Below are 12,490 nucleotides of genomic sequence, written 5' to 3'. Positions count from 1 at the left end.
GTCCGCTACTCCGCCAGCGCCGCCCGCAGACGGGCCGCCAGTCCCTTCTCGAGCTCGACCTTCACGTAGGTGCCGTCGGCCCGGTGCTCCTCGGCCAGCACCTGCCCGCGCTCGTGCACCCACGCCACCCAGGCGGACCGGGCGTAGGGGATGACCAGCTCCAGCACCTCCCGCCGGTCCCGCAGGGCCTGCTGGATCGCCGCCTGCAGCCCGTCCAGGTTCTGGCCCAGCGCCGCGGCCACGGCCACCGCGCCGGGCGTGTGGCGCAGCAGGTGGTCCAGCTCCGCCGGGTCCACCCGGTCGCGCTTGTTGAAGACCACGATCGTCGGCTTGTCCCCCGCGCCCAGCTCCGCCAGTACCCGGTGCACGGTCGCCATCTGCTCGGCCCGCTTGGGGTGGGAGGCGTCGACCACGTGCAGCAGCAGGTCGGCCTGGTTCACCTCCTCCAGGGTCGAGCGGAAGGCCGCCACCAGCTGGTGCGGCAGGTTGTGGATGAAGCCGACGGTGTCCACCAGCAGGTAGGGCTCGCCCTCCGCGGGCTCCACCCGGCGCGTCGTGGCGTCCAGGGTGGCGAAGAGCCGGTCCTCCGCCAGCACGTCGGAGCCCGCCAGGGCCCGGTGCAGGGTGGACTTGCCGGCGTTGGTGTAGCCGGTGAGGGCCACCACCGGCACGGCCGAGGCCTTCCGCTCGGCCCGCAGCCGGTCCCGGTGGGCCTTGATCTCCTCCAGCTCCCGCCTGAGGGCCGCCATCCGGTCCCGGATGCGCCGCCGGTCCACTTCCAGCTTCGTCTCGCCGGGGCCGCGGTTGAACACCGTTGCCGCGGAGCCGGCCTGCCGGGAGAGCTCGATGCCCTTGCCGGTGAGGCGCGGCAGCCGGTACCCCAGCTGGGCCAGCTCCACCTGCAGCTTGGCCTCCCGGGTGCGTGCCCGGAGCGCGAAGATGTCCAGGATGACTGCCGAGCGGTCCAGCACCTGGCAGTCGATGATCTTCTCCAGGTTCCGCTGCTGCACCGGTGTCAGCTCGTCGTCGAAGATGACGAAGTCGAACTCCAGCTCGCGGCGCAGGAGCTCGATCTCCTCGGCCTTGCCCCGGCCGATGTAGGTGGCCACGTCGGGCGCGGGCCGGCTCTGCACCTCCCGGCCGACCACGGCGGCGCCGGCGGTGTCGACGAGCCGCTCCAGCTCGTCCAGCGACTCCGCGGCGCTCCACCCGTCGCGGGAGGCGGAAGGCAGCTCCAGCCCGACCAGGAATGCCGTGGCCTGACGGTCTCGCAGTCGGGTCTCGTTCATCACAGCCACTCCTCGTCTCGAAGTCGGTTCCGGCTCTCCGGGGCCGTCGGTCCGCGGGATCCGGGCGAGGCCGCGGCGGCATGGACACACAAAAAGGCCGCAGCCCCACCAGGGCCGCGGCCGCGCTGCCTTGCGTGATCAGGCACCGCTACCGAGGGCGCGCCGGAGAGGGCTTGTGCATGTGGATCTCGCCGCGCAGACGCATCGCGATCCAGAGCATGACGGTCCCCTCCTTTGCAAAGTCCGGGTCTATTCTACCTCTCTGCCAAAGCGAAAGTCAACGGCTCGCGGGGGCGCCGGCCGAACCTTTCGGGCCGGGCAGAAACTCTCTAACAGGCGAAGGTGCCGCGGCACCGCCCGGCGAATGACCTACCGACGAGGAGGCGACCGCATGGTGAAGCGCGCTGTACGTTCCGGTCTCGTCCTGGTGCTTTTCTCCCTGACCATGCTGCTTACGGTCACGCCCGCGGCGGTGGCGGCCACCAGCCCGGGCGGGGTGGTGGACGACCGGGCCGGCCTGTTTTCCGCCGCGGAGCTGGAGCGGCTGGAAAACGACCTGACCGGGCGCCGTTTCGCCTTCCGGGTGGTCATCCTGGAGGAGGCCTTTGCCGGACCCGAGCCGCCGGACGCGGAGGCCCGCTTCCAGGAGATGGCGATCGAGATGATGGAGCAGGTGCCGCGGGATGCGGTGCTAATTACCATTGCCCTGAAAGAGGGGCTCGTCGACTTCCGGGTCTGGAAGGACGGCGCCGTGCAGTCGGCATTCCGGGAGGCGACCGGGCGGGCATTTGAGGATTCGGTCGACCGCATTCTGGATGCCTTCATCCCGCCGGCCTCGGAAGGCGACATCGCGGGCGCGGTCGTCGCGGCCGCGGCGCGCATTGAATCCCTGGCCGCGGCGCCGGTGCGGCCTGCGCCCAGCCCGGGCGGATCGTCCGCGGTGAAGCCCTCGCCCGGCGCCGGCGGGTCGGCGCCGGTGCAGCCGCCCTCGGGCGGCGGGACCGCGCCGGGCCGGAGCGGCGGGCGCTCGGTGAGCCCGGGCCTCGTGGCCCTGCTGCTTGCGGGGCTGGCCGCGCTGGCAGCCGCCGCCCTGGAGCTGGGGCTCTTCCTGCAGTACCGGCGGCTGCACCGCAAGTGCCTGGAGCTGAGGGATGGCTTCGTGTCGGGGCTGGTGAAGCTGCACGAGCAGGACCTGCCGCTTGCCCGCAACTACGACGGGCCGGAGACCCGCGACCACGTGCAGGCGGCCGCCGCCGCGGCCGACCGGGCCTTTGACGCCTACCGCACCGGCAGCGAAAAGCTGGCCGAGGCCGAGCGGCTGGCCCGCCGGTGGCGGTTCGGCTCGGCCACGCGGGCGCTGGATCAGGTGCACAAGGCCTTCACCCAGGCGGCTGCCGCCAACCGCGAGGCGCAGGAGGCCTACGCGCCCGTCTCCGCGGCCGTGCACGGCTGGGAGGGCGCGGTGACCGAGACGTCTGCCCGGCGGGATCGGGCGGTCGGCGCCCTGGCCGACCTGCGGGGCCGCACCGGCTGGGTACTGGCCCACTTGCAGGAGCGGTTGGATGCCGCGGCAGGGGTGCAGCAGGCAGCGGAGTCCGACCGGACCGAGGACCCGGTGCGGGCCCTGCGGCTCATGCAGGAGGCCGGCGAGGCCTTCGCGGCGGTCGGGGCCGACGTGGCCCGGCTCGCTGAACAGCAGCAGGCGCATGCTGCGCAGCAGAAGGACGCCGGGAAGGCCCGGGCCGAGATCGAGGAGGTCCGGGTGAGCCTCGGGCTGCGGTTCGTGGAGGAGGACCCGGTCCAGGCGCTGGAGCGGGCTCTCAGGCAGCAGGCCCGGGCCGCCGAGCGAATGGCCCTGGGCGATGTGGACGGTGCGCAGGAGGCGCTGGAAGGCGGACAGTCGGCCCTGGACGACGTGCGGGCGATCCTGGCCCGGTACCGGGAGGCCGTGGAGCAGTATCCGGCGAAGCGGCAGGCGCTGGCGGAGGGGGCCGGCTGGCTGGCCGGCAGCCAGGGCCCTGCCCGCGCCGTGATCGAGCAGCTGGCCGCCCGCTACGCGGCCGAGGACTGGGCCGACGTCCGCGACCTGCCGCAGGCCCTGGCCGACCTGGAGCGGCGGGCGCGCGCGGACCTGGAGGAAGCGGGGCGGCTGACGGAGCCGGATGTGCAGCGTTACCTGGAGGCCTACCGCCTGCTGAACGAGCGGCTCGCGGAACTGGCCGCTCTGCGGGAGCGGGCCGAACTGCTGGCGGTGCGCCCGGACCGGCTGGCCGAGGCCGAGGGCGCCGCCCGCGAGCAGCTCGCCCGGGCCGAGCGGGAATGGGCGGCGGCGCAGGAGGTGGTGGCCCGCAACGGGCTTGTCCTGCCGCGCGATCTGGCCGAGCGGTGGAACCGCGTCGACAGCGGGCTCGGTGAGGCGCGCCGCCTGCTGGCCGAGCGGCCGCTGCGGGTCGGCCGGGCGGGCCGGGAGGCCGCGGGCGCGCTGGAGATGGCGTCCGCGCTGCGCCGGTCGGCGGAGGAGCTGGCCCGCCGGGCGGAGGCGGCCCGGGCCCGGCTCCGGCAGGCCAGGACCGAGGCGACCGCAGCCCTGGTCCACAGCCGGTACAGCCCCAGCGCGGCCGCGGCGCTGCAGCGGGCCCTGGATGGTGCGGAGCAGGCGCTGGCCGCCGGCCGGTACGACCAGGCCATCGCCGGCGCCGACGCGGCGATGCGCCATGCCCGGGCGCTGGTGGCGGCCTACCAGCGCCACCTGGCGGAGGAGCGGCGCCGCCGGGAGGCCCTGGCTGCGGCGGCTGCGGCTCAGCTGATGCGGCACAGCAGCGGTTCCCGGGGCGGCTCGGGCGGCTTCGGCGGCGGCTTTGGGGGCGGTTTCGGCGGCGGCCGCAGCTCCGGCGGCGGGGGCCGCTTCGGCGGAGGGGGGACCGCCGGCGGCGGCGGACGGTTCGGGGGCGGCGGCACCTCCGGCGGGGGCGGAAGGTGGAAGTAGGGTTTGCGCATGCTACGGGGGAGGCCAAACTGGCTTCCCCTTCCGCGCGGTTTGGTGGTAAGGTAATGAGGGCAGATGGATCGACCGTCCAGGTAAGGAGGTTTTCGTCACCGTGCAAGTTTCCAGCCTGACACCGGAACTGCGCCAGGCCGCCGTGAACACCATCAAGATGCTCGCGGTGGATGCGGTGGAGAAGGCCAAGAGCGGCCACCCGGGCGCCCCGATGGGCTGCGCCGACATGGCCTTTGTCCTCTGGACCCAGTTCCTGCGCTTCGACCCGGAGAATCCCGACTGGCCCAACCGCGACCGCTTCATCCTCTCCAACGGCCACGGGTCCATGCTGCTCTACGCCCTGCTCCACCTGACGGGCTACGACCTGGACATGGAGCAGATCCAGGCTTTCCGGCAGTGGGGCAGCCGTACGCCGGGGCACCCCGAGTACGGCCACACGCCCGGCGTCGAGGTGACCACGGGCCCGCTGGGCCAGGGCATCGCCCACGCGGTGGGCATGGCGGCGGCGGCGGAGATGCTGGCCGCCCGGGTCAACACCGAGGACTTCCGGCCTGTCGATCACTACATCTACGGCATCTGCGGCGACGGCGACCTGATGGAGGGTGTCGCGGCGGAGGCCGCCGCGCTGGCGGGCCAGTGGAAGCTGGGCCGGCTGATCTTCCTCTACGACGACAACGAGATCTCCATCGAGGGCAACACCGACATCGCCTTCGCCGAGGACGTCCGGAAGCGGTTTGAGTCGTACGGCTGGCACGTGGACCAGTGCGACGGCCACGACCACCAGGCGATCGCGGCCGCCATCCAGCGGGCGCAGGCGGTTACGGACAAGCCCTCGCTGATCATCTGCCGCACGGTCATCGGGCACGGATCGCCCAACAAGGCCGGCAAGGCCTCGTGCCACGGGGCGCCGCTGGGGCCGGAGGAGACCCGGCTCACCAAGGAGGCGCTCGGCTGGCCGCAGGAGCCCGCCTTCTGGGTGCCTGACGAGGTCCGGGCTTTCTTCGCCGAGCTGAAGGCGGAGAAGCAGGGCGAAGCCCGCCGGTGGCAGGAGGGCTTCGAGGCCTGGCGGCAGGCCCACCCCGAGAAGGCGCGCCTCTGGGACGTGCACAAGAACCTCATGGTGCCCGCGGACCTGGACGAGCAGCTGGTGGAGGCGGCCAGGAGCGACAAGCCGCTGGCGACCCGCAAGTACTCGGAGATGGTGATCCAGCGGGCGGCGGCCCTGGTGCCCGCGCTGGTGGGCGGCTCGGCCGACCTGGCGGAGTCGAACCTGACCACCATCAAGGGCGGGGGCGACATCGGCCCCGACGGCCGGATCGACGACTACCACTTCTCCTGGTCCGGCCGCAACTTCCACTTCGGGGTGCGGGAGCACGCCATGGGCGCCATCGTCAACGGCGTCGTGCTCTACGGCGGTTTCCGGGCCTACGGCGCGACCTTCCTGGTCTTCTCGGACTACATGCGCCCGACGATCCGCCTGGCCGCGCTCATGCAGGTGCCCTCGATCTTCGTCTTCACCCACGACTCCTTCTACCTGGGTGAGGACGGACCGACGCACCAGCCCGTCGAGCACCTGTGGTCTCTCAGGATGATCCCGCACGTCACGCTCTTCCGGCCGGCCGACGGCGTGGAGACGGCCATGGCCTGGGCGTACGCGCTGATGGAGGCGAAGGAGCCGACGATCTTCGCCCTGACCCGGCAGAACGTGCCGCTGCTGGAGCGGCCCGAAGGCTTCGCCATCCGGGACGTGTGGAAGGGCGGGTACGTGATCGCCGACGCCGACGATCCGGTTGCCACGCTGATCGCCACCGGCTCCGAGGTGGGACTGGCCCTGGAGGCGCAGAAGCTGCTGGCCGGGCAGGGGATTGCCGTGCGGGTGGTCTCGATGCCCTCGGTCGAGCTCTTCCTGCGGCAGCCCCGGGAGTATCAGGAGCAGGTCCTGGTCGGCCGGCTGGCCGCCATCGAGGCGGGCCGCACCGACGGCTGGTACCGGCTGATCGGCCGGGACGGGCTGGCCATCGGCCACGAGGACTTCGGCGCCTCGGCGCCCGCCGGCGTGCTGGCGGAGAAGTTCGGGTTCACGCCGGCGCAGGTGGCGGCGCGGGTGGCTGAGTGGCTCACTGCATAGCGTGTGGTGGGGAACGCCCCGGCCGCGTCGTCTGGTGGGCGGCACCGGCCCCGCTGCGGTCCGCAGCAGGCCGGTGCCCGTGCATCGTTCCGGCCCAGCCCCCAGTCCGTGCGAGACGAACAGACCCCGGCCCGCGGCGGGCCGGGGTCTGCCGTTCGTTCGGAGCTTATCCTGCCAGGTAGATCATACGGAGACCCACCAGGTAGCCGATCAGAATCAGCCACATCTCCCAGGAGAACTTGAACTTGACCTCACGCCGGGGCAGGGTCAGGGCCACCACCACGATGGCGGAGAGCACCAGACCAACCAGGGCCGAGATCACCTGGCCCGTGGTGCCGGTGGAGAGGATCGGCGTGCTGCCGGCCTGGAACAGGTCGCTGATCAGCAGGATGATCATGTTGAAGATGTTGCTCCCGAGCATGTTGCCCAGCAGCAGGTCATAGGCGCCCATCCGCGCGGTGAAGATGGTGACCGACAGCTCGGGCAGCGAGGTGGAGGCGGCCAGCAGCGTGCTGCCGATGAAGGTCTGGCCCATGCCGGTGATGACCGCAATCTGGTCGGCGGCGCTGCTCAGGAACCAGCCGGCCACCAGAATCGCGGCCGCCGAGGCCGCGAACTTCAGCCAGAGGACGGACAGCGGGGTGGAAGAGGTCGCCTCTTCGGTCTGGGATGCCGCCGCAATCTCCGCCTCCTGCCCCTCCGTGGTGGGGAGCAGGCGAATGATGAGCATGTAGAGCACGGCGATGAGCCACGTGTCCAGGCCGGCGCCCAGGAAGGACGGGGCCGGCTGCGGAGAGAGGATGCTGACGGCGGCGATGCCGCTCAGCAGCATGCCCGTCGCCGCGGTGGTGACGTGCGTCGGCGACACGTTGGAGAGAATGTGGCGTGCCGCGAAGATCTGACCGATCATGATCATGACGATGTTGAAGATATTGCTGCCGAACACGTTACCCAGGGCGAGGTTCCCCGCGCCCATATAGGCGGCGGAGCCGGAGGCGGCCACTTCGGGGAGCGAGGTGGCGCCGGCGAGGAGGAGTGAACCGATAAAGGCCCGGCCGAGTCCGGTTCTCTCGGCCAGTTCGTCCGACGCGTTGGAGATGGCGCGCCCCGCAACCACGATGACGGCGGCACAGATGGCGAACAAGAGCCACGGGTTCAACGCAAATCACATCCTCTGCCGGGAGTTGAGAGACGCAATCCCTGATTCAGTCTTGCCGTGAGCATCTAGCAACAATTCTACCATATACCACCTACCGGCGCGATGCCAGAGGGCGACTACCCTCGCGGCTGCGCGGCGGGCGCCGATCTGAGCGGCACCGGCCGCACGATGCCGTGCAGCAGGCGGATCCGGGCGAGGTGGGCAGCCAGGTAGAAGCCCAGCTGCACCGACGGGCCGACGCCCAGGACCACCGCCACGGTGCCGGCGCCCAGCGGCCCGCCCAGTCCCCAGCCGACCAGGGAGACAACCAGATCGAGGCCGTTCTTCACCACGGCGACGGGAAGCCCCAGCTTGCGCGTGAGGCCGATCATCAGCGAGTCCCGGGGACCCGCGCCGAGGTCGGCGCTGGCGTAAAACGCCGTGCCGACGCCCGAGACCAGGATGCCCGCGGCCAGCATCGCCCAGAGGCCGGCGGCGGTTCCGGGGACGGGCATGCGCTCCAGGATGAACTGGAGGATCGGGCCGAAGGAGAGCATGTTCAGCACCATGCCCAGATTGGGGCGCATGCCGAGGAGGATGTCCAGGAGAATGATGAACGCGCCCAGCACCTGCACCACCAGCCCCAGCGGGACGCCGGTGCGCCCGCTGATCCCCAGGTGCAGGATGTCCCAGGGGCCGGCGCCCAGGCCCGGCGTGATGACGAGGGCATACCCGAAGCACGTGATCACGATGCCGATGTAATACCAGACCAGCCGGAGAACGAGTTGACGCTGCAAGCCCCAACCACCCCATGCACTGCTCTCAGATGCGGTGAACCGAAGACCCCGGCCGCCCACGGCCGGGGTCATTCACTATGATACACGATTTAGTACAGTAAAGTAAATCATGCTTCCCCTTCTTGCCACACGGGACGCCGGAAGAGCGACGCGAGCCAGTTGCGCAGCCGCGAATCCTCCCAATCGCGGCGGAACCAGATGGCGGCGAGCCCGGCCGCGGTCCCCGCGGACCAGATCATGCCCGCGATGCCCACGTAGGGCAGCACGGCCAGCGGCCCCGACTGATACAGCAGGGGGACGGCCCAGACCGCCAGCGCGGCGGCGATGATGTAGGCGCAGTCGGTGCAGATCAGAATCCAGCGCCGATAGTTCATGCGATCGCCTCCCCCAGGGCGCTTTCACCTGTTAAGACGAACGGGAGGCCCGCCGGGTTTCAGGCAGTCGTTGGAAATTTGGCTAAAAGGGCCAAAGTTCCGATGCCAGTTCGAGGAAGGCGTGGGCCGACCGGGGCAGGGCGCGGTCGCGCCGCCAGGCCAGGGCGAGGGTGCGCGTAAGCGGCTCGCCCGCGATGCGGACGAAGACCGGGGACGGACTCAGGCTGCGGTCGGCCGCCATCTGCGGGACCAGCGTGACGCCTAGCCCGGCGGCGACCATCGCCTGGAGCGTCTCGATCTGCGCCGACTCGAAGGCGATGTTGGGCGAGAAGCCCGCGGCGTGGCACGCGGCCAGCACCAGGTCCCGGAATCCGTATCCCGGTTTCATGAGCAGGAAGGGTTCGCGCGCGACGGCCGCAAGGGGAACCGCACATTCCGCAGCGCCGCCGTTCCGGGCCAGGGGGTGGTCGGGCGGCAGCGCCAGCAGGATCGGCTCGGTCAGCAGGGGCTGCCACGCCAGGTCGGGGCTGCCCACCGGCAGCGTCGTCAGCGTGAGGTCCGTCTCCCCCGCCACGGCCAGCTCGGTCAGCCGCTGGGTCGACTCCTCCCGCAGGATGACCTGAATCCCCGGATACCGCTCTCGGTACGCGGTGATCGCCCGCGGCAGCAGGCGGGATCCGGTCATGGGCAGACTGCCCAGCACCAGCCGGCCGGTCTGCAGGCCGATCCGCTCCTCCACCGCCCTGCGGGCGGCCTCCACCTGGCGCAGAATCGCCTCCGCGTGGGGAAGCAGCGCCTCGCCGGCGTCTGTGAGCCGGACCGGCGTCCGGCTGCGGTCGAAAAGCGGCGCGCCCAGCTCCGCCTCGAGCCGGCGGATCTGCTGGCTGAGCGACGGCTGGGCCACCATGTTCTCCTCGGCGGCCCGGGTGAAGCTGCGGTGCCGGGCCACGGAGACGAAATAGCGCAGGTGGTGCAGCTCCACAGGGTCACCTCCATAGGCAATGACTATCATCATCATAGTTATCATATCTTTGAGTTCTGGCACAAGCCCCGGTATATATGGGGGAAAGGGGTGAATGGCATGAGCGGACGGACCATGCTGGACAAGATCTGGGAGCGGCACGTGGTGCGGCAGGAGCCCGGCCGGCCGGCGCTGCTCTACATCGACCTGCACCTGGTGCACGAGGTGACCTCTCCCCAGGCGTTCGAGGGGCTGCGCCTGGCGGGGCGGAAGGTCCGCCGGCCGGATCTGACCCTGGCCACCATGGACCACAACGTGCCCACGACCGACCGGTCGCAGCCCATGACCGACGAGATCGCCGCCCGGCAGATGGCGGCGCTGCAGCAGAACTGTGAGGAGTTCGGCGTGCGGCTCTTCGACCTGCACAGCCCGTACCAGGGCATCGTGCACGTCATCGGGCCGGAGCTGGGGCTCACCCAGCCGGGCATGACGATCGTCTGCGGCGACAGCCACACGGCAACCCACGGGGCCTTCGGCGCCCTGGCCTTCGGCATCGGCACCAGCGAGGTGGAGCATGTGCTGGCCACGCAGTGTCTCGTGCAGCACAAGCCGAAGGTGATGGAGATCCGCGTGAACGGGAAGCTGCCGCCGGGGACGACGGCGAAGGACCTGATCCTCGGCATCATCGGCCAGATCGGCACCGACGGCGCCACCGGCTACGTGATCGAGTACACCGGCGAGGCGATCCGCTCGCTCTCGATGGAAGGAAGGATGACCGTCTGCAACATGTCCATCGAGGCGGGGGCCCGGGCGGGGATGATCGCCCCCGACGAGGTCACCTTCGCCTACCTGAAGGGCCGGCCCCACGCGCCCCAGGGGGAGCTGTGGGAAGCGGCCGTGGCGGACTGGCGCTCGCTGGCCTCCGACCCCGACGCCGTCTACGACCGGGTGGTGGAGTTCGACGCCAGCCGGCTGGCGCCCACCGTCTCGTGGGGGACCAACCCGGGGCAGGTGGCGCCGGTCACCGGCCGGGTGCCGGATCCGGCGGACTTCGCGGATCCCGCCCAGCGCAAGGCGGCGGAGGCGGCTCTGGCCTACATGGGCCTCACGCCCGGCACGCCGATCCAGGACATTCGCATCGACCGGGTGTTCATCGGTTCCTGCACCAACGGGCGCATCGAGGACCTGCGGGCCGCCGCGGCGGTGGTGAAGGGGCGAAAGGTCGCCCCGGGGGTCCGGGCGATGGTCGTTCCCGGCTCCGGCCAGGTGAAGGCGCAGGCGGAGGCGGAGGGGCTGGACCAGATCTTCCGGGAGGCGGGCTTCGAGTGGCGGGAGGCCGGCTGCTCGATGTGCCTGGGGATGAACCCCGACATCCTCTCGCCCGGCGAGCGGTGCGCGTCCACCTCCAACCGGAACTTCGAGGGGCGCCAGGGCCGGGGCGGGCGGACGCACCTGGTCAGCCCGGCGATGGCCGCGGCTGCGGCGATTGCGGGCCACTTCGTCGACGTGCGCGAGCTGCTGGCGGAAGGGGGTGCGGCGCAGTGAGGCCCTTTGTGCGGGAGACGGGTCTGGCGGTGCCGCTGGACCGGGTGAACGTGGACACCGACCAGATCATCCCGAAGCAGTTCCTGAAGCGGATCGAGCGGACGGGCTTCGGCCAGTTCCTGTTCTACGACTGGCGCTACCTGCCCGACGGCTCGCCGAACCCCGAGTTCGTGCTGAACCGGCCGCAGTATCAGGGGGCCACGATTCTGATCGCCGGGCGGAACTTCGGCTCGGGCTCCTCCCGGGAGCACGCGCCGTGGGCGCTTACGGACTACGGCTTCCGGGCGGTCATCGCCCCGTCGTTTGCGGACATCTTCTACAACAACTGCTTCCAGAACGGTCTGCTGCCCGTGGTGCTGTCGGAGGAGGCGGTGAACGAGCTCATGCGGCGCGCGGCCGCGCCCGGCTATCAGCTCACGGTGGACCTGGAGCGGTGCGTCGTGGAGGACGGGGAGGGCTTCCGCGCGGAGTTCGCCATCGACGAGTTCCGCCGGCACCGCATGCTGCACGGGCTGGACGAGATCGGGCTGACGCTGCAATACGAAGATGAGATTGCGGCGTACGAAGCCCGGCGCCCGGCGTGGCTGCCGCGCACGGTGGCGCGGTAGGGTTGGAGCCGGAGACCGCGGCGGAGCCAGGTCAACCGGGACGCCATCGTGGCCGTCGTACCCATGGGCCGCTCGCCGGAAGGCGTGTTCCTGATGCCGCCGGCGCTGCCGGGTGTGAATGCATAGGAGGAGAGGGCGGAGGCGAGCGCCTCCGCCCCTTGTCTTCACTCCTCAGCGCAGGCGGCCGTATTCCACGAGGTGCGAGTTCGCCCGGTGAACCGCGCAAGACGTGTGAGACAGCTCCGGCCGGGCTGTGGGCAGGGGGCGATTACGCAGGTCCGGGCGTGTTCCCGATCTCCAACGAGATGCGCGCGAGCCTCCCGGAACGCGCAGAGTGTGTGAGATACGGAGCAGCGGGACCGGGCCCCGCGTGGCCGCCGGGGCAGCGCCTCCCGTAGGACGCCGGTCGTGCGCCGCGGACGCGCATGTCCGGGGCGGAAGGGGTAACCCGGTGTGTGAAACGACCCGATCCTTGTGCCTGCTGGGGACGAGTCTCCCACGACATGCGCGTTTGGCCGGTGCATCGCGCAGGCCGTGGGAGGATGCTGAAGTGGTTCGGCCACTCCGCACCGACGCGCCCACGCACCACGGGGAATGACGTGGAGACGCGCAAGGCGTGGGAGAAAGCGTCGGCGTGCGAGGCGCAGGCGTG

At 71.0% G+C, this 12,490-nt stretch carries 9 protein-coding genes; 4 read left to right on the top strand and 5 right to left on the bottom strand.

Features of this window, described 5'->3' with window-relative positions; genetic code table 11:
* Positions 1 to 5: 5 nt before the first annotated feature.
* Positions 6 to 1,289, bottom strand: a complete 1,284-nt coding sequence (gene hflX, locus ACZ5UM_RS15900) for a GTPase HflX (RefSeq protein ID WP_464845265.1) — start codon at positions 1,287 to 1,289, stop codon at positions 6 to 8.
* A 391-nt stretch (positions 1,290 to 1,680) separates the two neighbouring features.
* Here hflX and ACZ5UM_RS15895 point away from each other — a divergent pair, with 391 nt between their 5' ends.
* Positions 1,681 to 4,275 carry a coiled-coil domain-containing protein gene (locus ACZ5UM_RS15895; protein WP_464845264.1) on the top strand — a complete coding sequence of 865 codons (2,595 nt, stop codon included), beginning with the start codon at positions 1,681 to 1,683 and terminating at the stop codon, positions 4,273 to 4,275.
* A gap of 127 nt (positions 4,276 to 4,402) precedes the next feature.
* Positions 4,403 to 6,415 carry a transketolase gene (tkt, locus tag ACZ5UM_RS15890; RefSeq protein ID WP_464848403.1) on the top strand — a complete coding sequence of 671 codons (2,013 nt, stop codon included), beginning with the start codon at positions 4,403 to 4,405 and terminating at the stop codon, positions 6,413 to 6,415.
* Between the two features lie 166 nt (positions 6,416 to 6,581).
* Here the strand turns inward: tkt and ACZ5UM_RS15885 are convergent, their stop codons facing one another.
* From ACZ5UM_RS15885 to ACZ5UM_RS15870, 4 genes are all read right to left on the bottom strand, one after another.
* Positions 6,582 to 7,574: a sodium:calcium antiporter gene (locus ACZ5UM_RS15885; protein ID WP_464845263.1), complete on the bottom strand. Its 993-nt coding sequence runs from the start codon at positions 7,572 to 7,574 to the stop codon at positions 6,582 to 6,584.
* Between the two features lie 116 nt (positions 7,575 to 7,690).
* Positions 7,691 to 8,350 (bottom strand): YczE/YyaS/YitT family protein, encoded by a 660-nt coding sequence (locus tag ACZ5UM_RS15880; protein WP_464845262.1) that lies wholly within the window; start codon positions 8,348 to 8,350, stop codon positions 7,691 to 7,693.
* A gap of 107 nt (positions 8,351 to 8,457) precedes the next feature.
* Positions 8,458 to 8,724 (bottom strand): hypothetical protein, encoded by a 267-nt coding sequence (locus ACZ5UM_RS15875; RefSeq protein ID WP_464845261.1) that lies wholly within the window; start codon positions 8,722 to 8,724, stop codon positions 8,458 to 8,460.
* An 82-nt stretch (positions 8,725 to 8,806) separates the two neighbouring features.
* Positions 8,807 to 9,706: a LysR family transcriptional regulator gene (locus tag ACZ5UM_RS15870; protein ID WP_464845260.1), complete on the bottom strand. Its 900-nt coding sequence runs from the start codon at positions 9,704 to 9,706 to the stop codon at positions 8,807 to 8,809.
* Positions 9,707 to 9,805: 99 nt separating this feature from the next.
* On the opposite strand from ACZ5UM_RS15870, the gene leuC reads away from it, so the two are divergent.
* Both leuC and leuD read left to right on the top strand, forming a co-directional pair.
* Complete coding sequence (gene leuC / locus ACZ5UM_RS15865; RefSeq protein WP_464845259.1) at positions 9,806 to 11,230, top strand: 3-isopropylmalate dehydratase large subunit; 1,425 nt, start codon at positions 9,806 to 9,808, stop codon at positions 11,228 to 11,230.
* Positions 11,227 to 11,838, top strand: a complete 612-nt coding sequence (gene leuD / locus ACZ5UM_RS15860; protein ID WP_464845258.1) for a 3-isopropylmalate dehydratase small subunit — start codon at positions 11,227 to 11,229, stop codon at positions 11,836 to 11,838. Before leuC ends, leuD begins: the two co-directional genes overlap by 4 nt.
* Positions 11,839 to 12,490: the final 652 nt, after the last annotated feature.

Source organism: Symbiobacterium ostreiconchae (assembly GCF_055396975.1).
The sequence above is the reverse complement of the archived record's forward strand: the minus strand, read 5'-3'. Positions and strand labels throughout refer to the sequence as shown.